Source organism: Kitasatospora brasiliensis (assembly GCF_032654805.1).
Lineage (GTDB): Bacteria > Actinomycetota > Actinomycetes > Streptomycetales > Streptomycetaceae > Kitasatospora > Kitasatospora brasiliensis.
In genome coordinates this window covers 1,430,646-1,453,784 of sequence record NZ_JAUOOW010000001.1, presented here as the reverse complement: position 1 = coordinate 1,453,784, position 23,139 = coordinate 1,430,646, and the positions used below count along the sequence as shown (strand labels likewise).

At 68.9% G+C, this 23,139-nt stretch carries 23 protein-coding genes; 22 read left to right on the top strand and 1 reads right to left on the bottom strand.

The window, feature by feature from the left end; genetic code table 11:
* Positions 1–59: 59 nt before the first annotated feature.
* The 14 genes from QWJ13_RS06595 to QWJ13_RS06530 all read left to right on the top strand — a co-directional run bounded on the left by QWJ13_RS06595 (position 60) and on the right by QWJ13_RS06530 (position 14,360).
* Positions 60–509 (top strand): DUF6093 family protein, encoded by a 450-nt coding sequence (locus tag QWJ13_RS06595; protein ID WP_316521135.1) that lies wholly within the window; start codon positions 60–62, stop codon positions 507–509.
* Positions 506–928, top strand: a complete 423-nt coding sequence (locus QWJ13_RS06590) for a DUF6093 family protein (RefSeq protein WP_316521134.1) — start codon at positions 506–508, stop codon at positions 926–928. The genes QWJ13_RS06595 and QWJ13_RS06590 overlap by 4 nt, the downstream gene beginning before the upstream one ends.
* 1,135 nt (positions 929–2,063) lie before the next feature.
* A complete protein-coding gene (locus QWJ13_RS06585) occupies positions 2,064–2,471 on the top strand; it encodes a hypothetical protein (protein WP_316521132.1) in 408 nt (135 codons plus the stop codon).
* Entirely contained in the window at positions 2,471–2,875 is a 405-nt protein-coding gene (locus tag QWJ13_RS06580; RefSeq protein ID WP_316521130.1) for a hypothetical protein, read from the top strand. The genes QWJ13_RS06585 and QWJ13_RS06580 overlap by 1 nt, the downstream gene beginning before the upstream one ends.
* Complete coding sequence (locus QWJ13_RS06575; RefSeq protein ID WP_316521128.1) at positions 2,872–3,144, top strand: hypothetical protein; 273 nt, start codon at positions 2,872–2,874, stop codon at positions 3,142–3,144. The genes QWJ13_RS06580 and QWJ13_RS06575 overlap by 4 nt, the downstream gene beginning before the upstream one ends.
* Positions 3,145–3,582, top strand: coding sequence for a hypothetical protein (locus tag QWJ13_RS06570; RefSeq protein ID WP_316521126.1), 438 nt, complete (start codon positions 3,145–3,147; stop codon positions 3,580–3,582).
* A 177-nt stretch (positions 3,583–3,759) separates the two neighbouring features.
* Positions 3,760–4,251: a phage tail tube protein gene (locus tag QWJ13_RS06565; protein ID WP_316521125.1), complete on the top strand. Its 492-nt coding sequence runs from the start codon at positions 3,760–3,762 to the stop codon at positions 4,249–4,251.
* A gap of 115 nt (positions 4,252–4,366) precedes the next feature.
* A complete protein-coding gene (locus tag QWJ13_RS06560) occupies positions 4,367–4,870 on the top strand; it encodes a hypothetical protein (RefSeq protein WP_316521123.1) in 504 nt (167 codons plus the stop codon).
* 26 nt (positions 4,871–4,896) lie between these two features.
* On the top strand, positions 4,897–5,199 hold the full coding sequence (locus tag QWJ13_RS06555; protein ID WP_316521121.1) for a hypothetical protein: 303 nt from the start codon (positions 4,897–4,899) through the stop codon (positions 5,197–5,199).
* 10 nt (positions 5,200–5,209) lie between these two features.
* Positions 5,210–9,391 (top strand): phage tail tape measure protein, encoded by a 4,182-nt coding sequence (locus QWJ13_RS06550; RefSeq protein ID WP_316521119.1) that lies wholly within the window; start codon positions 5,210–5,212, stop codon positions 9,389–9,391.
* On the top strand, positions 9,391–10,299 hold the full coding sequence (locus QWJ13_RS06545; RefSeq protein WP_316521117.1) for a phage tail family protein: 909 nt from the start codon (positions 9,391–9,393) through the stop codon (positions 10,297–10,299). Before QWJ13_RS06550 ends, QWJ13_RS06545 begins: the two co-directional genes overlap by 1 nt.
* A gap of 31 nt (positions 10,300–10,330) precedes the next feature.
* On the top strand, positions 10,331–11,257 hold the full coding sequence (locus QWJ13_RS06540; protein ID WP_316521115.1) for a hypothetical protein: 927 nt from the start codon (positions 10,331–10,333) through the stop codon (positions 11,255–11,257).
* A complete protein-coding gene (locus QWJ13_RS06535) occupies positions 11,257–12,345 on the top strand; it encodes a hypothetical protein (protein ID WP_316521113.1) in 1,089 nt (362 codons plus the stop codon). The genes QWJ13_RS06540 and QWJ13_RS06535 overlap by 1 nt, the downstream gene beginning before the upstream one ends.
* A 2-nt stretch (positions 12,346–12,347) precedes the next feature.
* Positions 12,348–14,360, top strand: a complete 2,013-nt coding sequence (locus QWJ13_RS06530) for a hypothetical protein (RefSeq protein WP_316521112.1) — start codon at positions 12,348–12,350, stop codon at positions 14,358–14,360.
* A 690-nt stretch (positions 14,361–15,050) separates the two neighbouring features.
* Here the strand turns inward: QWJ13_RS06530 and QWJ13_RS06525 are convergent.
* Complete coding sequence (locus QWJ13_RS06525; protein WP_316521110.1) at positions 15,051–15,998, bottom strand: NucA/NucB deoxyribonuclease domain-containing protein; 948 nt, start codon at positions 15,996–15,998, stop codon at positions 15,051–15,053.
* 688 nt (positions 15,999–16,686) lie between these two features.
* On the opposite strand from QWJ13_RS06525, the gene QWJ13_RS06520 reads away from it, so the two are divergent.
* From QWJ13_RS06520 to QWJ13_RS06485, 8 genes are all read left to right on the top strand, one after another.
* Entirely contained in the window at positions 16,687–17,046 is a 360-nt protein-coding gene (locus QWJ13_RS06520; RefSeq protein WP_316521108.1) for a hypothetical protein, read from the top strand.
* 57 nt (positions 17,047–17,103) lie between these two features.
* Complete coding sequence (locus QWJ13_RS06515; RefSeq protein ID WP_316521107.1) at positions 17,104–17,958, top strand: peptidoglycan-binding protein; 855 nt, start codon at positions 17,104–17,106, stop codon at positions 17,956–17,958.
* Between the two features lie 29 nt (positions 17,959–17,987).
* The gene (locus QWJ13_RS06510; RefSeq protein WP_316521105.1) at positions 17,988–18,239 is read left to right on the top strand and encodes a hypothetical protein; all 252 of its coding nucleotides are present in this window, start codon (positions 17,988–17,990) and stop codon (positions 18,237–18,239) included.
* Between the two features lie 279 nt (positions 18,240–18,518).
* The gene (locus tag QWJ13_RS06505) at positions 18,519–19,109 is read left to right on the top strand and encodes a hypothetical protein (RefSeq protein WP_316521103.1); all 591 of its coding nucleotides are present in this window, start codon (positions 18,519–18,521) and stop codon (positions 19,107–19,109) included.
* Positions 19,110–19,333: 224 nt separating this feature from the next.
* On the top strand, positions 19,334–19,699 hold the full coding sequence (locus QWJ13_RS06500; RefSeq protein WP_316521101.1) for a hypothetical protein: 366 nt from the start codon (positions 19,334–19,336) through the stop codon (positions 19,697–19,699).
* 31 nt (positions 19,700–19,730) lie between these two features.
* Entirely contained in the window at positions 19,731–20,828 is a 1,098-nt protein-coding gene (locus QWJ13_RS06495) for an AAA family ATPase (RefSeq protein ID WP_316521100.1), read from the top strand.
* A 175-nt stretch (positions 20,829–21,003) separates the two neighbouring features.
* Entirely contained in the window at positions 21,004–22,143 is a 1,140-nt protein-coding gene (locus QWJ13_RS06490; RefSeq protein WP_316521099.1) for a hypothetical protein, read from the top strand.
* A gap of 48 nt (positions 22,144–22,191) precedes the next feature.
* Complete coding sequence (locus tag QWJ13_RS06485) at positions 22,192–23,094, top strand: helix-turn-helix domain-containing protein (protein ID WP_316521098.1); 903 nt, start codon at positions 22,192–22,194, stop codon at positions 23,092–23,094.
* The last annotated feature ends 45 nt before the right edge of the window (positions 23,095–23,139 follow it).

The window sequence follows — 23,139 nt, the reverse complement described above, 5'->3', positions numbered from 1 at the left end:
GTAGAAGGGAGAGCCTGCCGGCTGCTGGCAGTGTCCGCCGCGGTTCCTAGGCTCGGATCATGACCACCCCCACCACAGATCCCGGCACCGCCATGCCCGAATCCGGCGGCGTCGCCGCCATCGTCGAGCGGCTGCTCCTGACAGAGAAGATCCGGATCGGCGAGCCCGGCCCACAGATCTTCGACCCGAACACCGGCCAGTACGTGCCGGGCCCCGACGTCGTGAAATTCGAGGGCCCCGGCCTGCACCGTGCCTCCGGCGGGCCGGGGATCGTGCTGCGCCTGGAAGGCCAGCCGTACAAGGACGACGGCGACGGCCGCTACATGCTCTTCAGCCCGTTGTCCGCGCCGGTCGCCATGGAGGGCGACACCGTCACGATCGTGGAGAGCACGGACCCGGCCGGCAGCGGCCGGGTCTTCAAGGTGCTGGACCCGGGGGAGTCCGGCGGCCTGTCGGTGGTCCGCCGGACGTGGATGCGCATCGAGAAGGCCGGAGGTGCGGCGGCATGAGCACCCCAGTGGACCTCGAAGCCGTCCGCCTGACCATGGAGACCACCGTGATGGTCGACACCGTGCGGATCAGCAGGCCGACCGGCACCCCCGTCCTGGACGTCGACACCGGGCTGGTGGGCCCCACCCCGACGACCACGATCTGGGAAGGCATCGGTGCGGTGCTGTCCGCGCACGGCCTCGCCGCGGTCGAGCACCTCGTCGGCGGCCGGTGGTTGGAGGACAATGCCTCCTGGTACGGGCTCGTCACCCCGCTGTCTGCTCCGCTACCGCAGCGTGGTGACCTGGTGACCGTCACCGCCGCGAAGGAATCGACGGCAGGCACTGTCGGCAGGGTCTGGCAGGCCCTCGACCCGGGGGAGGCCAGCACGGTGGAGGTCGCCCGGATCACGAGGCTGGACGAGGTCGTAGCACCGTAGCTGGCGTGGTGGGCGGCGATGGTCCGGGCGGACGACGCGTCAACAAATGTTGTCATTGACGACCCTGCGCCGGGCTCCTACCTGCGACTTCGTCAAGGTGGATGCATTGTCTGATGGTAGGAAGACCCATGACTTCTGCATATTGGTGATATCGTTGGAGCCTCAACACGTTGTTGTCACTCTTCCGGCTCAAGGGCAAGATAAATAATCCGAACCCTGGATATTGTTCTTGAAGCGACTGATTTATTGTCGATTTGGGAAACGATCCTTGGTGGGGAGTTTGTAAACTTCTCGGAAATTTGCTACTTGAAACTGGAGGTTTGATTCAAATCTCGAACTTGATGCTCGCGTGAGATAATCGAGTTCGTTAATGGATGGGGCGCCGTCCGCGACAAGGGCTCAACTTGTGGCGCGGACGACGCCTAGGAGGAGCTGAGCCCGCTTAGGCGGCGCAGCGCCACCAGAGGGCGGCGTGCCCGTCAGATTCCAGTCTGGCGGGCGCGCTGTCCGCCGTTATCGCCTACCTGTCCAGACCGCGACAATCATTGCGATCGCAGGGGGCACGACCGCAGCCGTGCACTTCATGGCTTCGACGACTTTCTGGTGGAACCGTTCCGCGTCGCGCTCCTCCCGCTCGACGTCTCGCGAGGCCTCCGAATTGCCGGTAGCCTGCGGGTTCGAGTCGGGCATTGCGCTACCCCCTTCCTGCCGTCGACGCGACGGACTTCGTCGCGCCGGGTGTTCCGCCGCACGGGTGTACGGACGTGATGGGGCCGGGTGGGGAGCGGAACTCGCTTCCGACGCAAGAGACTACCTGTGACTAGCCGTCAGCACAAAGCGTCGGATGGTGTGCTGAGAGGTGCCCGGATAATGCTGAGCATATTCCGTCGAGGCAAGTAACCTATATGCATCATTTGCCGGGGAGGAAACGGCTGCTGGGGGCGGTTCCTCCCCGCTTCCGCGGGGGCAGGCCGTACACAACCACCAGGTTGGGCAGCGCCGTGTCGCCGGCAGCGACGGTCGTCGAACCGGTGGAACTGCCCCCATAGCGCGAAATGCCTAGCGTCCGGCAGGAAGTGCCTTTCGGGGAACCAGACAAGCTGCCGTGTCCGTCGCGGCTCCTACGCTCGTGACCATGACCCCCACCAACCCTTCCGAGCCGCGTCATGTCCGCATCCAGGCAACCGGCCCGACCGCGCGTCTGGAGATCGACGGCCACGACGTCGCCGACCAGGTCCACTTGTACGAATTGCGGCACACCGCCGGGCAGCTGCCGGAGCTCCAGCTGCTGCTGCGTCCGACCTCCGCCCCCGAGTGGGAGGGCACCGCGCGCGTTGTCGTCGGCGAAGCACCGGACCCGGGCCCCGCGGCCGCCGCGTTCCTGCGTGCCCTGGACCCCGCCGAGGCCGAACGCTCTGTCCTCGCGCGGCATGACCTCCTCGACGGTGGCCCGCACGAGTTCGTGCGGGCGCTGTTCACCCAGCTCACCGAGTGGGCGCTCGGGGTGCCGCAGCCCGGCGAGCACGGCGTGGTGAACGGCTGATGGCGCAGGTGAGTAGCAACGCCGGGGTGTTGGCCGGGCAGTTGGAGGCGCGGGCCGCCGTCGCGGTGCCGGCGGCGACAGCGGTGGTGCGGCACCACGCGATGATCCTGGAGACCGCGATCCGTGCCGGGGCGTCCGGGCGCCCGGGCCCGGGAGTTCAGACCGGCGACTACCGGCGATCCTGGACGACGGAGGTTCACACCACCCCGACCGGCGTGGAAGCGGTCGTCGGAACCGCCCGCCCGCAGGGCCCGCGCTTGGAGTACGGCTTCTCCGGGGCGGACAGCCTCGGCCGGGTGTACCACCAGCCTCCGTTTCCGCACGTCGGTCCGGCTGTGCAGCGGGTCGAGCCGCTGTTCGTCGCCTCGATGGCGCGGGTCGCCGAGGCGGTGGTGTCGGGATGAACCAGCGGCTCACCGACGACATCCACCAGGCCGTGGCCGGGGTGCTGCGGGCGCACAGTGCCGGGCTGCTGTCCCGGGCGGTGTTCGTGCTGGAGGTCGTGGAGGAGGAGACGGGGGAGCTGGGCCTGTACCTGGAGACCTCCCCGGTCGGCATGCCGATGTGGGACCGGGCCGGGATGCTGCGCTACGCCGACCTCGACCTGGCCGGGCAGATCACGGCGTGCCGACTGAGCGACGGTGCGGGAGAAGATGAAGAGGAGGGCGAGTAGATGCCCGTTCAGGGAAGGGTTGTGTCGACGGCGCTGCGGGACGCGATCGCCGGAGCGACCGGCCGAAGCTGCGGGTACGGGGCAGCGCCGACGACGGCCGACAAGCCGACCGGGAACACCATCCCGTACACGGTGCTGTACCCGCTGGGCGGGACCGCCTCCGGGCCGCCGTTCGGCGATCAGGCCGGTGACGGCAGGCTCCTCTACCAGGTGACCTCGGTCGCGACGACCGGCGAGCAGGCGGAGTGGATGGCCGACAAGGTCCGGACGGCGGTCCTCGGAACGAGCCCGAAGGGCGGCTTCGCGACGCCGATCACCCCGGCCGGGCACACGGTCATCGGCAGGGAGATCGACAAGGAGGACGGGCAAGCTGTCTCGGGCGGCGTATACAGTTACATCGCGCGGTTCACGTTGCACGTGACGACACCTGACAGCTGACCCGCCGCCGCCGGCTTCGGCGGCATCTCACCGTGGAGACCCCCGCACGGACGCCCGACCACCGGTACGGGCCGACTCCCTTCCGCCGCCCCGAAGTCGGGTGGTGCGACGAGGGGACGGGTCTCCGGCGGCGCACCGCTTCCCGGGTGATCGTGTCCCCGGAAATGCGAGTCCAGCGTGGCATCCACGCAGCAGCGGTACATGCGCCGCGGCGTCACCCGGATCGTTTTTGTCAAGACGATCGCGGCAGCGACGAACATCCCGACCCGCCAGGAGCTGACCGCGGGCACCGACCTGTCCCGGCAGGTATCCGACATCGAGGGTTGGAGCCTGGAGAACTCCCCGATCGAGACCCCGGACCTGGGGGCGAAGTTCGCGACGTCCATCCCCGGCGAGGACAAGGCCGCGAACAGCTCGCTGACCTTCTACGAGGACCTGGGTAGCGACGCCGTCGAGGACCTGCTGTCGAAGGACACCGTCGGCTACGTCTGCATCCTCCGCAAGGGCGACGTCCCGCAGTCCAAGTCCCTCGATGTCTTCCCGGTGCGCGTGGGCAGCCGCGCGCCGTCGTACAGCACGGGTGCGGAGCCGGCCAAGTTCAAGGTCTCGTTCAGCATCAGTGATCTGCCGACCCTGGACGCGCCGGTTCCGGCCGCCGCCGCAGGCTGAGGGGCGGGCGATGACGACCACCATGGTTGAGCCGCCGGTTCAGGCGGTCGCGCGGGACGCGCACTGGAGGGCCAAGATGACCCGGCTTCGGTCTCGTGCCCTGCCGGAGCGCACAGTGTCCGTCTGCGACGACGACGCGGCGCAGCTCGCCGTGACGGACGCGCAGATGAAGGTGGCGCAGGCCCGTACGGCGGCCCGAACTGCCGCAGCCGGTCAGGGCGTCGACGACGCCGCGGTGGACGCCTTCGTGGAGGCGCACCCGCAGGTTGTCATCGCCCGCTCGGTCCTGGCGACGGCCGAGCAGGCCCTCGCCGACGCCACCGTGTCGCTGACGTTCCGGGCGCTGCCGAGGCCGGCGTGGGAGGCGCTGCTCAAGGCCCACGCGCCGACGGAGGAGCAGGCCGACCACGGCATGCAGTACAACGTCGAGACGTTCCCGGCTGCGTTGCTCGCCGCGTCCCACGTCGAGCGGGATGAGACCGGCTCCGAGGTCGACGGGATGACGGTGGAGGACGCCCAGGTTCTGCTGGACGAGTGGTCGGACTCCGACGCGAAGGTGCTGTTCACCGGGGCGCTCGCCGTCAACCAGCAGATCCGGGTTGACCTGGGAAAAGGCTAGAGGCCGACCCGCAGCTTCGCGCGGAGATGGAGCTGTGCGAGGCCTACCGGATCCCGCACTCGCAGCTGATGGGAGCGGGTGACGGCCGGTGGAGCGCGCTGGACCGGGCGAAGGCGCTGGCGTGGGCCGCGTGGCAGCGCGACGTGTGCGGTGGGTGCGGCACACGGAGCGCCGAGTGGGACGAGCAGCAGGGCGGTGACCGGCACGCCTACGTGGCGCAGACCAGCCGCTGCCCGGGCTGCGAGCTGATCGAGATGGAGTCGGAGCAGGTCCCCCAGGGGGCTGAGGGGCGCGGGGTGCGCATCGGGCTGACCAAGCAGTCCAGTTAGGAGCAGCCGGGTGTCCGGCGCCTACACCCTGTACGTCCAGCTACAGGCCTCGTTCCCCCAGCTGACCGCTGGGCTGCGCGGCGGCGCGCAGCAGCTCAGGCAGTTCGACGGGCAACTCGCGACGACGCGCGCCGCGTTGGAGCGGGTTGAGGCAGCTGCGGCTCGGCTCGGCCGCGCCCAGGTCGCCGCCGCGCAGCAGGCCGCCGTCTCCCAGACCGCCGTCCGGGAGGCCACGGAACGCTCCGCCGCCGCACAGCAGGCGGCGACCGCCGCCTCCGAACGTGCCGGCCGCGCCCAGATGGTGGCCTCCCAGGCCGCCGCCCGCGCCGAGGCCGAACACGCCGCGGCGATCGAGGCGACGACCCGCGCGACCCGCGCCCAGGAAGTCGCGCAGACGATGGCCGCCCGCGCCCAGGCCACCAGCGGCGCGGGCGCCGTCGCGGCGCAGCGCACCTCCGAGGCCGCTTCCGCTTCCGCTGCCCGTGCTGCCGAAGCGCAGGCGGTGCAGGCCGCCCGGGCCGCCGCCGCGCAGGAGCACGCCGCCCGCGCCGCCGGGCTGGCCGAGCGCACCAGCGCCACCGCGGCTCAGGCCGGTGCCGCCGCGGCGCAGGCCCGCACCTCGCTCGCCTCCGCCGAGGAGCAGGCGACCCGTCGGGCTGCTGCTGCCGCCGCCGAGGTCAGCCGCGCGCAGACCGAGGCCGCTGCGGCCGCGCAGGCCGCCACGGCATCCCGAATATCCGGCTGGGTCGCCGGCGGGTTCGCCCTCGGCACGGTGCTGGCCGCCGGTGCGGTCGGCGCGATCCGCCTGGAGCGGGAGATGGCGAACGTCCTGACCATCTCCGAGCAGATCGACGGCAGGAACGTCCGCGCGTTCACCGACGAGATCGTGCGGATGTCGACCGAACTTCCTCAGACAGCAAGCCAGTTGGCAGAAGGCCTGTACCAGGTCGTGTCGACCGGCTTCGACGGTGCGGAGGCCATGTCGATCCTGCGGGTGTCCGCGATGGGCGCCTCCGCGGGTCTGACCAGCACGGAGACCGCCGCGACGGGCCTGCTGGGCGTCCTCAAGGCCTACGGCATGCCCGCATCGAAGGCCGCCGACGTGATGGACATCATGTTCCAAACCGTCAATAAGGGTGTCATTTCGTTCGAAGAGCTGAGCATGCAGCTTGGCGACGTGGTGCCGATGGCCGCCGCCGCGGGCGTCTCCTTCGAGGACGTGTCCGCTGCCCTCGCGGCGATCACCCTGGCGGGAATCCCCGCAGCCGAGTCCGCCACCAGCCTCAACATGTTGATGACCCGATTGATGAAGCCGACGAAGGAGCTGGCCGGGCTCTTCAATGACCTCGGCTACGAGTCCGCGGCCAGCGCCATCCAGCAGGACGGCCTGTACGTCGTCATGGGCAAGGTCAACGCCGTGACCGGAGGCCAGGCCGAGGCAACGGTCAACCTGTTCAAGGACATCAGGGCTGTCCGGGCTGTGTTGGCCTTGGCGGCCGCCGACGGCAAGAACTACGCCGACACCTACGAGGGCATCGCCATCGCGGTGAACAGGGCAGACGCCACCCAGCGCGCCTACGCGATCCAGATGAACACCACCGCCGGCCAGTGGGACCTGTTCCGGAACCGGGCCGCCGCGCTGGGCATGGACATCGCCCGCGTCCTGCTGCCCGTTCTCCAGGAACTCGCCCAGGACGCGTCGATCGTCGCCAACGCCTTCAACAACCTGCCGCCCGGCGTGAAGTCCACGATCGGCGTCCTCGTCGCGCTCGGCGCCGTCGCCCTGGTCACCCGCGCCGGTGTCGCCCAACTGGCCACCCAGCTCACCGCGTTCCGCACCGCGGTCGCCGAAGCGCAGGCCGGCGGCTCCATGCTGCCCGCGATCCTGCGCGGCACGAGCCTCGCCGTCACCGGCCTCACCGGAGTCCTCGCCCTCGGCGTGCTCGGCTACGCCGCGTACAGCAGTTCCAAGCAGAAGGCGAAGGCCGTCACCGACGACCTCACCCAGGCGCTGCGCGCAGAGCGGGAGCAGCACGACGTCGGCGCGGGCATGCGTGCCCTCGCCCAGTCCCTCGCGAACAGCGACGACATGAAGAAGCTGAAGGCCGCCGGGCTGGAGATGACCGAGGTCATCGACGGCCTGATGAGCGGCGGCGAAAAGCTCGCCCAGCTCAACGACAAGCTCGACCTGGGCAAGGCGAAGTCGTGGAACCCCGACCTCGGCGGGTACGACATCAGCTTCGACAAGGCGAAGAAGATCCTCAACGACCGGCGCAAGTCCTGGTCTGACGCGATCAAGGCCGATGCCGAGCAGGCCGCCGCCATGGACATCGTCAACGCCAAGGTCAAGGCGTCTGTGCAGCAAAACCTGGACGTCTGGTCGCCGTCGATGTCGCTGCCGACGGACAAGAACGGCACGCCTAAGTGGACCGACGAGATGAAGAACATGGCCAAGGTCCTGGGCTCGATCGTCGAACCGGCGGACGCCTTCAAGGCCGCGCAGGACCGCGTCGCCTCGTCCAGCCGCGCCGGGGCCCTGCAACTCGACCTCGCCAAGACATCGGTGTCCGGCTACATCAAGGCCCTCTCCGAGCAGGCCGGAGCCCAGAAGGGCTTCCAACGTGACCTGGAAGAGCTGACCGCGCGCGGCTACGGCCCGCTCGCCGACCACTTCGCGAAGCTCGGCGACGCCAGCGCCGGCATGGCGCACGAACTCGTCGCCAACCTCAAGGCCGGGAAGACCGGAGCCGCGCAGCAGCTCACCGAGCTGACCCAGGTCACCAGGGCGGGCCTGGACGACTACATGGGGGAGCTGCGCCGCCAGCTGGCGACGCAGCGCGACTTCCAGAAGAATCTGTCCGAGCTCGCCGTGCAAGGCCGCCTGGACCTCGCCGATCACTTCAGCAAGCTCGGAGTCGCCAGCTCCGGGATGCTCGCCGAGCTCGTCGGCCAGCTGAAGAACGGGCAGACGCAGGTCGCCGACGAGCTGGAGTCGATCGTCACCGAAGGCACCGCCCGCTCCACCAACGCCTACCGGGCAGGCCTGGAACAAGTCCCGATGATCGCCGAGAAGTACGGCAAGGACACGGCACGGGCCTGGGCCAGCGCGGCGGAGACCGACGACGTCGCCGCGTTCGGCCGCCTGATGCAGCAGATGGCCGTCACCGACATGACGAACGCCGCGCGGGCCGGAGCGGAGGCCTCCCGCACCGAACTGTCCACCGGCCTCGATCTGGTCACCCAGATCGCCGGGATCAAGGGCCTCGACAGCGCGAAGGCGTTCGCGCAGGCGTTGCTCGCAGGCGACATCAACGCCGCGATGGACATGATCAAAACGATCTGGGGCGCGAAGCAGCCGATCGACGCCCCCGACCTGTCCGCCGTGATCGGGGCGTTCAAGACGGCCGGGGGCGCGGCGAACGCCGAGTGGTCGTCGATGCTGACGCTGATCGCTCAGGTGAGCCAGCAGAAGGGCGCCGCGGCCGCACAGGCCCTCACCTCGGCGCTGCTGTCCGGCGACATGGCGGCCGTCGAACGGCAGTTGAACTCCATCGGCGCGTCCGTGAAGTCGATCCCCGGATCGAAGACTATCTCGGTGAACGTCAACGCCCCCAGCCGGATCGACATCCCGGTCATCCTCTCCCCGAAGGGCGCAGCGGGCTTCAACAACGGCGCGTGGGACTCGCCGTTCGCCGCAGTCAAGGCGAACGGTGGCGTGCTGGAGTTCTACGCCAACGGCGGCATCCACAACGGCAAGCTCCGGGCACCGCGCGGCCCCGAGAACCACATCGCGGAGATCGTCCCCGCCGGCAGCTGGCGCGTCTTCGGCGAGCCGGAGACCGCGGGGGAAAGCTACATCCCCCTGGCACCGGCTAAGCGCGCCCGCTCCAAGCTGATCCTGGAGGAGACCGCGCGCCGCTTCGGCGGGACCGTCCTGTACGGCGGGCACCGGCACTTCGCCAACGGCGGCATCGCTACCGCCCGCACTGCGGCGACCGCCCGGCCCGCCGCGGCGAAGCTCATCCCCGCCCGAACCCCCGGCACGGCCGCCGTCCTGGTGCGAGACAACGCCCCGGCGCCACTGGTCGGCTCCATGACCATCAGCGTCACCGGCAGCAACGTCACCGGCGAAGACGTTGCCGACGCGGTGATGCGCCGAGTACGTCACCTCCAGCGGGGAGGTCGCGCCTGATGACCACCGACACCACCCAGTTGGCCGACTGGCAGCTCGACGTCGCCGGCGTCCTCATCGGCCACGGCACCGACGTGCTCATCGAGGACATCGACGGCATAGGCACCCCGGAGAGGCGCGCCGGGGACCGGCCCATCCCCGACGAAGACGGCAACTACCCGGGGAAGGACACCTACGCGCCGCGCACCCTGCGCATCACCGCCGGCATCCGCACCCCCGGCAACCCCGCAGCGGGCCTTGACCAGCTTGCCGAGCTGGAGCGCGCGGCCGACACCAAGGTGCGCCTCACTCCGGGCGCAACCGACGTGCTGCGCATCCGCAGGCCCGGCCAGCCGGTGCGCCGCCAGTACGGGCGGCTGGCCGGCGTCGAGGCCATCAGCCTCGCGGACGCGCCGTTCGGCTGGATCCCCATCCACGTGACCTTCGTGGCGCTCGACCCGGCCTGGTACGCCGACACCCCGTCCGGCCTGAACTTGGGGCTCGACGTGTCGAACCAGCGCGGCCAGGGCTTCGGCGCGCCGCTGCGCGCCCCGATGACCACCGGCACCGCCGACCCGAAGGCCCGGCCCGGCTGGGCCCTCAACACCGGCAACAGGCCCACCTGGCCGACGGTCCGCATCACCGGGCCCGTGGTCAACCCGAAGGTGTGGATCGAGGGCACGGACGCGGTCCTGGACCTCGCCGTCGTGCTGGGCGACGGCGAGACGCTCGACATCGAGACCAGGCCTGGCACCCGCACCGTGATCCGCAACGGGCTCGGGTCCGCCGCCGGGGCCCTCACCCGCGCCTCGCGCCTCGACGCCTTCGCGATCCCGCCAGGCCGCTCCGAGGTCCGGTGGACGGCGCAGGACGCCACCGGCACTTCCCGCCTCGCCCTCACCTGGCGCGACGCCTCCTCCTCTCTCTAACCCCCCCACAGCACGGAAGAAGCACGACGCGATGACGCTCATCCAGCCGCCCCTCATGGTCACCGGCGGCATCCACCCTGCCCGCGCACTGCGCATGATGGTGCGGGACCTGTCCCGCGGCAGCCAGGGCATCACCGAGGGCGGAGACCTCAAGGTCCGCTCCACCCCCACCCCCGGCCCCGGTGTGCGGGTCGGCAACGGCTCCGCGATCATCCGGGGCGCGACCTGGGGCCAGGGTTCCTACACGCAGTACAACAGCGGCGACCACCTCGTGCCGATCGCCCCGACCGGCGGCACCGGTCGAACCGACCTGCTGGTTCTGCGAGTTGAAGACCCCGAGTATGAGGGCTCGCGCAACCCGAGCTCGGAGGACATCGGGTACTTCCACGTCATCCCGGGCGTCTCCGCGACCACAGCGGCGCCGCCACCCGGCATGACCGCGATCGCACTGGCCCGGATCACCCAGCCGCCGAACTGCCAGACGATCACCAACGCGATGATCACCGACCTGCGGACGCTGGCCAACCCGAGGCGAGAGCGCCGCGTTCGCACCATCCAGACGTTCAAGTACTCCTCGATCCCGTCGTCGCCGACGTGGCAGGACTGGCCAGCGTCCGCCGGCGCGAAGGTCGACATCGACATCCCCTACTGGGCCACGAACGCCGCCGTCATCACCACCCTTCACGGCCTGCGCGTGGCTGCATCGGTCAACGTGGCGTTCCGGAACGTGCTCGGCGGAAGCCCTGGCAGTGACGCCTACCTCGACACCGATGCCATCACGACCGTGTCCCGGGCTGACATCACCATGGTCGACCACTACAGCTTCCGCCAGGAGCAGCGTGGCACCACCCAGACCCTCGCGGTGCAGTCCGTGAGGCTGGACGTGAGCGGCAACGTGGACGTCAACAACACGACGACCCTGAGCGCCGACGTGGACTTCGTCGAGGACGTCTACTGATGCCGGTGTACCGGTACTTCACCACCCATGCCCTTACGGGGGAGGTCCTGGCGTATGACCTGCCGCTGGGCGGCGTCTCGTTCGGCTTCGAACGTAACGGGCCCGGCCAGATGCGCGCCGTCATCGAACCGCGGTTCGCCCACCTCGCGCCCAGCCAGGCTGAGGCCGGCACCGTGCTGCTGTGGGCGGTGCGAGACCAGCAGCTCGCCTGGGGCGGCCAGATCTGGACGGCGAAGCCCGAAGGCTCCTCCTTGGCGTTGGAGGCCGCCGGGTTCGGCGCCTACCCGACCAAGCGCCACGACCTGCACGGGAACCTCGGCGGCCGCGGTCCCTATACCGGAGCCGACCCGTGCCAGGTCATCGCCGACACGTGGGCCTACCTCCAGGAGCAGCCCGACGGTGACCTCGGCGTGCGCGTCGACCTGCCGCCTGGCGGCTGCCCCGCCCGTCTAGGCGACGCCGAACACCCCTACGCCACCAAGGAGTGGGAGGCGCCGGCACTCTCGGGCGTGATCCGTGACGCCACTGCCCTGGACGGCGGCCCGGAGTGGACGGAGACCGTCGCCTGGGAGGGGGAACGGCCGGGTCGGCGCATCCTCGTCGCCTGGCCCCGCCTGGGCAGCAGGCGCGAGGACTTGCACTTCGCGAGCGGCGTCAACGTCGTCGAGCCCGAGCCGATCACCAGCAGCGCCGACGACTACGCCCAGGTCGTCGTCGCACTCGGTGCCGGCGACGGCTCCGCGAAAGTCCGGGCGGTGGACGCGGTCCGCGACGGGCGGCTGCGTCTGGAGCACGTCCTCGACCGGCCCTCGGTCACCGACCCCGCCGTCCTCGCCCAGATCGCCCGCGCCGAACGCGCCCGCCGCCAACAGCTTGCCACCGTCGATGAGATCACCGTCGTCGACCACCCAGCCGCGCCGATCGGCTCCTGGCGGGTCGGCGACGACGTTCAGGTGTCCCTGCACGACGAGTGGGCCACCTACGACGGCTGGTGCCGCATCACCGGCTGGACCCTGCACCCGGCCGAAGACGACCAGCCGGAGACCGCCACCCTGCACCTCGACCGCGCCTACACGACCGGAGCGTGACCGTGGCCACTGCCCTGGATGCCCTCGCCGCGCGCATCGCGGCCTTGGAGACGGCACTGCGAGACCTATCCCGGTCCTCCCGCCTCTCCCACAGCAGCATCGACGACGGCGCGCTCACCGTCACCTCCGGCGGACAACTGCGCGCCGTCATCGGCCAGATGCCGGACGGCACGACCGCGGTCAACGTCGTCAACGGCCCCGTTCCGCCCGCACCGTCGCCGCCGACCGCTGCACCGGCGCTCGGCGGCGTCCGCGTCACCTGGAACGGGGCCTTCACGGACGGCTCGCCCAGCCCGCTGGACCTGGCCCGCGTCGAAGTGCACGCCTCACCCGTGGCCGGCACCGTCCCGTCGCCCGCCACCCTCGTCACCACCATCGACACGCCACAAGGAGGTGTCGTCACCGTCCCCACCACTGTGCCCGTGTGGGTCACCCTGGTGGCCCGCACCACCTCCGGCAAGGCATCGGCGCCGTCAGGCACGGCGACCGCCGGGCCCGCCCCCGTCGTTGCCCAAGAGGTGTTGGACGGCATCGTCGGTGAACTCCAGCTCGCGGCTGACGCGGTCACCGCCGCGAAGGTCGCCGGCGGGGCGATCGACGAGCGCGCCCTCGCCGACGCCGCCGTGACCGCAGCGAAGCTCGGCGAAGCCGCCGTCGTGGCCGGGAAGCTCGCCGGCGACTCCGTCACCCCGGGCACAGTCGCCGCCGATGCCATCACCGCACGGGAGATCGCCGCGGGGAGCATCAGCACTGGCGCACTCGCCGCAGGGGCGGTGACCACGGAGACCCTTGCTGCCGGCGCCGTCACGGCCGGGCAGATCGCCTCCAGTGCGGTGACCGCGTCGAAGATCGCCTCCAAGTCGGTCACTGCGTTGAAGATCGCCGCCGACGCGGTCACCGCGGGGAAGATCGCCGCCGACGCCATCACCAGCAGGGAGCTGAAGGCCCTTGCCGTTACGGCCGACAAGATCGCCGTAGGCGCGATCACCGCCGACAAGATCGCCGCCGGGTCGATCACTGCCGCAGCCCTGTCGGTCGACGCCATCGACGGGCGCACCATCAAGGGCGTCACCATCACCGGTGGCACCATCACCGGTGGCACCCTCCAGACCGGCACGACCGGCCGACGGGTGATGCTGTCCCCGTCCGACCCCATCGAGGGGAAAGCAGCCCCGTCCGCATTGCTGTACTCCGGGGCCGACGTCGAGCAGCAGCCCGCGCGGCTCACTGCCGAAGTGCGCGCCACACCCGACGGTAGCGTTCCGGTGACCCGGTTGACTGGTCCCCAACTCACCACCAACGGTATCCACACCCCGCGGCTGTGGCTGAACTCTGGTTGCCCGGGTACGAGTTATCCATCACGTGGTGGCTACTCCCTGAGCGTCGCAGGGGAGTGGGGGATGGCTGGCGAGGCCGTGATATCGGGAGCGGCAGGCGACGCAACGAGCGCCGCCTCGATCGAGATGAGTGTGCGGCGCAGCACCGGCGGATACAAGACCGCGCTCACCCATCTGAATCCCGAGGCCTGGTTCACCCAGCTCGCCGACCAGGTTGCGGCGATGTCCCTAAGCAAGGACGGTCTGACGGTCAAGGCGTTGGCCGGAGGCATGCTGCTCCAAAGCGGCACTGGCCTGCGCGTGCAGGGTGGGGACATCGTTGTCACCAACGGCACCGTCAGGGCGGAGTCGGCCTCGTGGGCGACCCCGGCCTTTCAGAACGGCTGCACCTCGCTGACCGGTTGGCGCTCGGTCGGGATCAAGAGGAGGCCCGACGGTACAGTGATGCTGCGCGGAATCGCGGCCGTACCGGCATCGTTCGGCGGAGGGGTCGTCGCCGTCATCGACGACCCCGCAATGCGCCCCCGGGTCGGCGAGGTTTTCACGGTGGCCGCATCCAACCCGGCGACGGCGACGCTCTTCCTTCAGCCGAACGGCAACCTGGAGGTGTGGAACGCGACCGGCAGCTTCGGTGGCTGGATCTCGTTCAGCGGCGTCGAGTGGTCCTGCATCGACTAACGCTGCCTGAAAGAGGTCTGGAACGTGGGGAGGCGACCCAGGCCTGCCTGGCGTCGAGCGGTGGCTAGCCTGCCTGACGGGTCAGCGAGGGGTTAGGAAGCCGGCACGAGATTGTGTACGCAGCCGTGCTCGTTCCTGGAGTTGCTCCCAAGCAGGCCCCTGAGTGGCAGCCGTGTGGAAGGATCGGTGATATGCAGACCCTTCACGCCGAGGCCGCAGGCCTGGTTTCAGTCGAACGTTCGCAGTTTGGGCTATGGGAACGGAGTGAGTTCATCGAGGACGGCAATTGGATGGATCTTCCTTTGTGTGAAGAAATTCCGGGCGTTGTGATGGCCGACGGGGCCATTAAGGTTCGAAGCTCGATTCGGGATCACTATGCGGCTGTGACTCTTGAGGTTGCTAACAATCCAGTGCGTCCGGACGGGTTCAGGCTCATCGCAAGGGCTCCATACAGGTCTCTTACGGGGCACACGGAAGCATGGACTCTATTCTCTGGCCCTACCGGTCTGACGTTGGACCTTGGAGGGCCGTCGCGAAACTTTATGCTAAATGTCTTTTGGAGTAGTTCGCTGGACCTGAGCGACCACGCGAAGATGGAACTGCTCCACGGAGTGGAGAAGTTCCATTTCGCATTCGACCCGGCGGCGGGATGACCAAACGTCTTCCCGCCGCCGAGGTGATCCTACGTGACTACGGAAGGATTTCGACCCCAAACTTGTCATTGTGGAGAATGCGGTCTGACCCGTACCAGGTGGACAGTTGGGTCCCAGCTTTCCCGTTCTGGGTGCCGTCTACGTACCGGACCGAGAAGTTCCCGTCGCCGCGGCCTGCACCCTCCCATGTCGACGCGAACGGGAACTCGTCACACTCCTCGTCAGGCTTGTGAGGAAGGGGAGCGCATGCCTTCTCCACGGCAGCACGGTTGTCCCTATAGGCCTGATCTGCGATCAGGTTGGCCCCACGATATAGGCGCGTAATGAGGCTCGGGGGTGTCGCCTTGATGTTCCCTGGGATTACCTTGGAGCCGTTGGCTTGGGCGGGAAGGGTTGAGTTCGGGTTCGTAAAAGCCGTGTAGAGGTGTTCGGCGACATCCTTTACCAGAGGGTCCGTCTGGCTGTATTGCATGACGGGGATGACCCTGCTGAAGATGACTCCGGTCTTTTGGGGAAGGTAGTAGGCCGAGTCGAAGCGGAGGTCCTGATAGGGGGGACTGGCCCAGTTTGTCCACATTTCTAGGTATGGCGCTGCCCGATTGTAGATCGACCACATGCAGTTAACGACCTCTTCGTCCCCTGCCCCCAGGGTATGATCCGAGATGATGCTCCATCCCAGGAGGCCGTTCGCTTTCCACTGGGCTACCGTATTTGTGATTGGATTGGTGGCTCCAACGGCTTGGCAGGCATTCTGCCCTTGCTTTGCGTTCGTTCCCAGGTAGATCGTGAGCCTTGAAGAGTCGTTGAAGTACCCAGATGTCTTGAACTCGGCCAGTTCTGCACTGATGAAGGCCTCCCTGGCCCCCGATTGGCCCCTGCCGACCTCGGTTACCCGCCAGTCGAGCGTTCCTAGTACCTCTCCAGCTATTCCGTAGAGGATCTCTTTTGAGTAATAGTGTCGGCAGAAGTTGAAGTGATCGATCACTGCTCCGTCGGCCGCTGATCCGCTCGGATTATTTCGGCATGCCGCGAAGTCTACAGTGGAATCGCCGGCGCTAAGGCCTTGCGTGGAGGATTCTCCCGCCGGATTGCTGCTGTAGAATTTTGACGGCTTTAGAGCTTCTGCTTCCTGGGGGGACGGGATGGAAGGACGCGGCAAAGCCGTTGAAGTATCACCTGCTACGGATTCGAACCCCCCTGAGCTGGTGATATTTTCGACGGCTTGGCCTACTGGGGTCCCTATTGGAATGTCGGGAAACGGGGTGGCGGAAGTAAAGGTGATCATCTTTACTCCCGTGGGTGTCGCGGAGGCAGTCGGAGATAAGCCGACTGTGGCGACTAGCGCCACGACTCCAAGGACTGCGGACCACTTGAAGCGCATTTCTATCCTTTCAGATTTCCGGTTTCGGCGAGCCTGACAGTGGGTGTGCGGATCGCCAAGCTATCCGTTCAGCGCATGGGGATCAATTGACGCAAAGAGGAATGTCTTATTCCGTACGGCTTGCCATGATCCGGAACCTGATGTTCCCGAGAAAGTGGAGGTGAGGGTGGCCATGGGTGAGCTTTGTGGAGTCGAGTCGGAAGAATTTGGCGCGATCGCGAACTGTTGGCCTCTGCCCAGCTGGAGGCTCTATGCTGATTGCCAGCGCGGGGAACGCTTGTTCGGAGTTGTCGTGAGTGTCCCGCCGGCCGCAGAACCCACGCTGGGGGAGCTTCAGCGTGCTCTGCTCCAGCTTCGCGAGGACCAGCGGGACGGCATCGCGGGGCTCCGTGAGAATCTGCGGACCGACCTCCAGGTTCTCGCCGGCCGGATCGAGCAGGCCGTCACCAAGGACGTCTACGTCGCCGATCAGCGGCTGATCGACCAGCGGCTCGTCGTCATCGAACGAGACCTCACCGCGGAGGCCCGCGCACGGGAAGCAGCCGAGGCGGCGGCGATCGCCAACCGCCGGTGGCTGATCGGCGCGTTCCTCGCACCGCTCGTCGTCGCGGCCGTGCAGCTGTGGCTGCTCTCCAAGGGCGCACGCGCGTAGGCAGCTGGCGCCGAGTTACACCACCACCTGGTGCGCGGGGGAGAAACGCGAACCATCTTGGCAACGCCTCTGAGCGCCGACGCCTTCCTCAACTCCCTTCGCAGCGATGGGCTTTCCGTCGCCGAGGTCGGTGACTGGCGCAGTCACAACCGCAACTCCAAGGGTGCGTGGGGGCCGGTGCACGGCATCGTGATCCACCACACCGCCACCTCCGGCACCGCCAACTCCGTGCAGATCTGCCGGGACGGCTACGACGGGCTGCCGGGCCCGCTGTGCCACGGCGTCATCGACCGCGAAGGCGGCGTGCACCTGGTGGGCTACGGCCGGACCAACCACGCCGGCGCGGGTGACGGCGACGTCCTTCAGGCCGTCATCGCCGAGCGGCCCCTGCCCCCGGTCGACCAGAACAACACGGACGGCAACTCCCGCTTCTACGGCTTCGAGTGCGTCAACAGCGGGACCGGCTCCGAGGGCTGGCCGGACAGCCAGGTCGAGGCGATGGTGCGGGCCGCCGCCGCGGTGTGCCGGGCGCACGGCTGGTCCGAGCGGTCCGTCATCGGCCACAAGGAGTGGCAGGTCGGCAAGCCTGACCCGGTCGGCATCGACATGGGGCAGTTCCGTGCCCGGGTGGCCGCCCGGCTCGGCAACGGCCCCGCCCCACAGCCGTCCGGCCCGCCGGCGTTCCCCGGCCGAGCCGCCTTCGGGCCCGGCCGGGTGAACGACTCGATCCTCGCCCTCGGGCAGCAGCTCGTACGTAAGGGCTTCGGCGGCGCCTACAAGGTTGGCCCGTCGCGGTCCTGGGGCGAAGCCGACCGAGCGAACGTCGCCGCGTTCCAGCGCGCGCAGGGCTGGAGCGGGGGCGATGCGGACGGCCTGCCCGGCCCGTCCACCTGGAGCCGTCTGTGGTCCTGACCGACACCCCCGCAACCGAGAGGAGTTCGGTGAACTTCTACCTGTCCCTGCTGCGCACCGGCGTGCCCGCCCTGGTGGGCTGGCTGGTGGCCGCCGCCGCCCGCTGCGGCCTCGATCTCGACGCTACCGCCCTCGCCGGCATCCTGGTGCCGCTGGTCAGCTTCGTCTACTACGCGGTGTTCAGGGCGGCGGAGCACTACCTGTCGCCCCGGTGGGGCTGGCTGCTCGGCTACGCCAGGCCGCCGGCCTACCCGGCAGTGAAGGCCGCACTGTCGCAGTAGGGGTGACGGCGTGGCGCTCGCCGAGGACTGCCGGACCGGCCGGATGGAGAGCGTCTGGAGGGCGCCGTGTCCACGAGTTACCGTCGTCCCGTGACGGGGTGAGCAGATGCGGGCCGAAGGCCGGCGCCCGCCGAAGAACGAGTTGGGCCCCCGTTCCTTGCGGAATGGGGGCCCGACCTCTTGGACTTCATACTCTATCACTGGGGTTCGATGCCAGGTTTTCCACAGCCTGGGCATAGTCTTAATACTCACTTTTCACGATGGCAGGGAGTGGCGGAAGTGAGTGTCAAGAGGAAGCCGGTACTCGTCGGCCAGCAGGAGTTCGGCGCGATCTACGACGGGGTGGCCCGCAACGTTGCGCAGTGGATCCAGCGCGGGCAGTTGGACTACAGCGAGGCGGTGATCGTCAGCGGTCGGGCCTACTGGACGTTGGGCTTCGCGGTGGCCCAGGGCGAGAGGTTCGCGCGCACGAAGGAGCCGAACATGGGGGTCGTCGAGCAGCTGGTGGAGGAGCAGTCCCCGGGGCGTGGCCTCGTGTCCGCGCTGACGGTGCAGCGTGCCGACCTGCCGCCGATCGTCGGCCAGCAGGAGATCGCTGCCATGGTCGGCGAGGATCCCGCGGCGTTCCTGCCCCGCCTGAGCGCCGCGATCAAGGCGAGCGCGTTCCCGGGGCCGGACTGGTCCCTGTCGGGCTCGCCTCTGTGGCTGCTGAGCAGCGCCTCCGACGGCCTGGAGAGCACGGGCCGCTTCTCCAGGGTCAAGAGCAAGGCTCCTGAGATCAACGGCGAGGTCGTGGAGGCGCTCAAGAGCGGCCGGTACGACGGCCCCGGATCGAAGATCCTCACGAGGGGTGTCAAGAAGAAGAGCTGACCAAAGTTGACCACCCCCATGAGTGAGTATAAAATATAAACATGAGGGCGGGTGAAGGGCCCGCCTCGCAAATGGGGAGTCACTCATGAGGGCGCGCTCGCCGCCGCGTGATGTTGCAGCCGGAGGCGCTCGACCTCCCTCTGCGTGGGGAGGGGTGGTCAGAAATTCGACTTGTATGGGGACTCTTGCTTAGTATCCCCATCAAGTTGAGGGGAGAGAGCGCCGTGTCCGCTGTCACTCAGGACCACCTGCCTGGCCTGGAAACCGTCCGCCGCATCGTCGCGCCCGCAACCGGGACGCCCCGCGCGGGGACGATCCAGGAACGGTTCGAGCAGTTCCACGGGGCAAACCCGTGGGTCCTCACCGAGCTGGAGCGGCTCACCGCGGAGTGCATCGAAGCGCGCTTCGCCACGATCAGCCTCGGCATGCTCTTCGAGCTCGTCCGCTACTCCTACGGCCGCGCCACCCTCGGATCCGACGGCGACTTCCGGCTGAACAACGACTTCAGGTCGCGCTACGCCCGCCTGCTCATCGAGCTTCACCCCGAGTGGGCGCCGCGCATCGAAGTCCGTGCCCTGCGTACGGACTGACGCACCGCACCAACCTCTTGGAGAACCACCCGTGCCACCGAAGATCAAGTCACGCAAGCCCACCTGCGTCATCCCCTTCCCCTTCATCCTGCTGGAAGGCGAGGAAGGCGCCGGCAAGTCCTACACGGCCATCGAGTTCACGAAGTCCGAGCGAGTCGGCAGTTGCTACGTCCTCGACCTGTCCGAGGGAACCGCCGACGAGTACGGGGCGATCCCCGGCGCCAGGTTCGAAGTGATCGAGCACGACGGCAGTTACGTGGACATCGCCGAGCAGGTCGAGGCCGTCAAGGAGGAAGCCCGCCGGGCCGCCGCAGCCGGCGAGCCCCCTGTCGTCCTCATCGTCGACTCCGGCACCGCACTGTGGCGGATGCTGTCCGACTGGGCCCACGCCCGGGCCCGCCGCTCCAAGCGCAACCGGGACAAGCTGCGCGACGACCCCGACGCGAACATCGACGTCACCCGCAACTTGTGGAACGACTCCGTCAACCGCTGGGATCGGGTCATCCGCGCCATGCAGACGTTCCCCGGAATAGCGATCATGCTGGCCAGGGGCAAGGAGATCTCGGCGACGAACGAGGACGGCCAGCCCCTGCTGGACGACCGGCGCCGTCCCGTGCGCGAGTGGAAGGTCGGCGCGCAGAAGGACCTCTGCTTCGACGTCACCATGTGGGTGCGGATGCGGCGCGACCAGACCCCTGAGCTCGTCAAGGCCCGCACCCTCAAGTTCCGCGTCGAGAGCGGCAAGCCCATGCAGCTGCCCGACTTCACCATCGAGCGGCTGGTGTTCGACTTGCTCGGCTGCTCCACCGCCAGTCAGCCTCGACAGATGCCCGTACTCGTTGGCGACCGCACTGGGCCGTGGATGGAGCGCATCGCCGCCGCCGCCGACCGCGACGCCTGCCTGAAGCTGTGGGACGAGCTGGATGCCGGGTCGAAGACCGGCCTGTCCGAGATGGAGTGGCACACCGTCCGAGGGGCGGTCAAGGCGCGTGCCGCCGAGCTCGCCGCCCCGAAGGCCGGCATCGACGACGTCCCGGAGAGCGACGCCGCCCGCCTGCGGGCCGCCGCCGAGGCGCAGCAGGCCGAGGCCGACGCCGAAATCGTCGGCGAGACCCCAGTCGCGGCCTGACCGGCGGGGCCGGGCTTCCTCGCCAGGAGCCCGGCCCCGTCGTCACCCACGCGCACCGTACCCCGGCCGGCACGCCGCACACCGCAGCCGCGCTGGCACCTCGGCGTGCCCTCCTGCCGGCGGCCCCGCCCCTCACGGGCCCCTTGCCGTCACGACCTCTTGGAGCAGTACACCCATGTCCACCTCCGTCCTCGACCTACCGGAGTCGCCGTCCATCTGGGTCGCGGCCGACGCCGTCGACCAGGCCCGACCCCGCTCCCAGCAGCGCCAGCTCGGCGCGTCCGACCTCGTGTGCGAGCGCCGCGCGGCGTACATCCACCACGGTTGGGAGCCGACCGATCACGTCGTCAGCCCGGCCGCGATGCTCGGCACCTACATCCACGAAGGCCTGACCACCGCCGCCCGCCGCGAGTTCGGCTGGCTCGTCGAGAAGAGGGTCGCCGACGCGACGATTCGCGGCAGCATCGACATCGTCCAGCTCGACCGCGCCACCGCCCGCCAGCTCCCGCGTCGCCTGCGCCCCAAGGTCGCCGCCGACGTGAACACCGTGGAGGACATCAAGACCCGCACCATCTACCGCTGGGACGAGGTGCGGCGCTACGGCGCGACCGCCGGGGAGCTTCGGCAGGTCATGACCTACGTGCGGCTGCTGCGCACCGGCGGCTTCGCCGACGTCGACGGCCAACGGGTCCTGGCCCGGCTCGGCCCGATCGACGTCGAGCGGGTGCGGATGCGGTTCATCTCCCGCGACTCCGGCGAGGAGTTCATCCAGGAGTTCCCCTACGACCCGGAGATCGCCGAAGAGGCGGTGTGGTGGCTGGAGCGGATCACCGAGACCGAGCACCCCGAGCAGGCCCCCCGTTCGTTCTACGGGCCCGGCATCGACACCGTGTGCGACTACTGCCCATTCGCGACGGCCTGTTGGGGCGTGCCGGCGTCCGGGCGGCCGGTCCAGGCCAACATCGTGCACAACCGTGAGGACGTGGCGGTGCACCTGGCGGACTACGCCAACGCGCACAAGGACTGGGCGGAGGCCGACCGGGTCAAGAAGTTCGTGCGCAAGGCCGTCGACGGTACCGAAGCGGGGACATACGGGCGCAACGTCCTGGGGTGGCGGGGCGAGGACAAGGAGGTGGAGGAGCCGGACGTGCGCGCCATGATCGAGCTGTTCGACGACCTCGACGCGCCGATACCGATGGTCCCCGACGCGGACCGCATGGTGAAGGCCCTCGTGACCGCCGGCATCGCGGTGCCCACGCGCAGGGTCGTGAAGAAGGGCTCCCGCAGGATCGAGGTCAAGGCGGCCCCCAAGTGAGCGCGGTACAGCACCAGTTCGCACCGTGCCGCCGAGGGGGAGCCCCGCATGTCGATACAACTCATGGTCGCCGCCGCCTACCTGCCGCCGGAGGTGATCAGCAACCCCGCCGAGAAACTGGCGCTGATGAAGATCTGTGACTCGGCAGACGACGAGACTCGCCTGTCCCGTCCGGGTATGCACCGCATGGCGGCGTGGACCGGCGTGACGGAAAAGAGGGCGATCACTCTGGTCACCAAGCTCGTGGCGAAGGGCCTGGTCGAGCGCGTGGAAGTCGGCAGGCCGGGCCGTGCCGCCTTGTACAAGGTGTTCCCGCTCGGGGTGCCGGACACCCCGGACAGGGAAGAACTGCGCGAGCGGCAGCGCGCGGCGGTCACGGCGCCGCGAAACCCCCGCCTGGCACGGCCGCGCACCCCGCGCGCCACGCCGGCGGCCCCCGCGCGGACCTACCTCGACGTCGAGGAGCGGGAGCAACGGGCGGCCCGACGCCATGGGTTGCCCGAGGGGAACCCACCTACGGCGGGGGCGAAGGTTCCCCCAGGGGAACCCAACACGTTGCCCGAAGGGAACCCACCGGGTTCCCCCGGGGGAACCCCTTCCTTTCCTTCTCCTTCCTATGTCCTACCTACCCCCCTACCCCCCACGGCTGACGCCGCGGGGGAGCCGGCGGATCCGGAGGGTTCGCAGGCGCGGCCGTGCTCGCGTCACCGGAAGGTCGCGGCGAACTGCCGGGCCTGCGGAACCAGCGCCCGGGCGCAGCGGCAGGCCGAGGAACGGGACCGCACGGTGGCGCGGAGACAGCGGGAGCAGGAGTGGCTGTCCGACTTCCGGAGGGACGCGCAGGTGCGGCGAGAGCAGGCGGAGGTCGGCTCGGACGCGGTGCGGTCGGCGAGACGGGAGGCGTTCGAGGCGGTCAGGGCGGCACGCCAACGCGCCAAATATCACGAATAGGTAACTGGCCGGCGGAACTTGCACCCCCCATTGAATGAGTATAGA

Bases quoted from the DNA above. Each gene is read 5' to 3' on its own strand.
- QWJ13_RS06540 (WP_316521115.1), top strand. From the start codon at position 10,331: ATGACGCTCATCCAGCCGCCCCTCATGGTCACCGGCGGCATCCACCCT.
- QWJ13_RS06580 (WP_316521130.1), top strand. From the start codon at position 2,471: ATGGCGCAGGTGAGTAGCAACGCCGGGGTGTTGGCCGGGCAGTTGGAG.
- QWJ13_RS06485 (WP_316521098.1), top strand. From the start codon at position 22,192: ATGTCGATACAACTCATGGTCGCCGCCGCCTACCTGCCGCCGGAGGTG.
- QWJ13_RS06535 (WP_316521113.1), top strand. From the start codon at position 11,257: ATGCCGGTGTACCGGTACTTCACCACCCATGCCCTTACGGGGGAGGTC.
- QWJ13_RS06570 (WP_316521126.1), top strand. From the start codon at position 3,145: ATGCCCGTTCAGGGAAGGGTTGTGTCGACGGCGCTGCGGGACGCGATC.
- QWJ13_RS06555 (WP_316521121.1), top strand. From the start codon at position 4,897: ATGGAGCTGTGCGAGGCCTACCGGATCCCGCACTCGCAGCTGATGGGA.
- QWJ13_RS06545 (WP_316521117.1), top strand. From the start codon at position 9,391: ATGACCACCGACACCACCCAGTTGGCCGACTGGCAGCTCGACGTCGCC.
- QWJ13_RS06490 (WP_316521099.1), top strand. From the start codon at position 21,004: ATGTCCACCTCCGTCCTCGACCTACCGGAGTCGCCGTCCATCTGGGTC.
- QWJ13_RS06585 (WP_316521132.1), top strand. From the start codon at position 2,064: ATGACCCCCACCAACCCTTCCGAGCCGCGTCATGTCCGCATCCAGGCA.
- QWJ13_RS06590 (WP_316521134.1), top strand. From the start codon at position 506: ATGAGCACCCCAGTGGACCTCGAAGCCGTCCGCCTGACCATGGAGACC.
- QWJ13_RS06595 (WP_316521135.1), top strand. From the start codon at position 60: ATGACCACCCCCACCACAGATCCCGGCACCGCCATGCCCGAATCCGGC.
- QWJ13_RS06575 (WP_316521128.1), top strand. From the start codon at position 2,872: ATGAACCAGCGGCTCACCGACGACATCCACCAGGCCGTGGCCGGGGTG.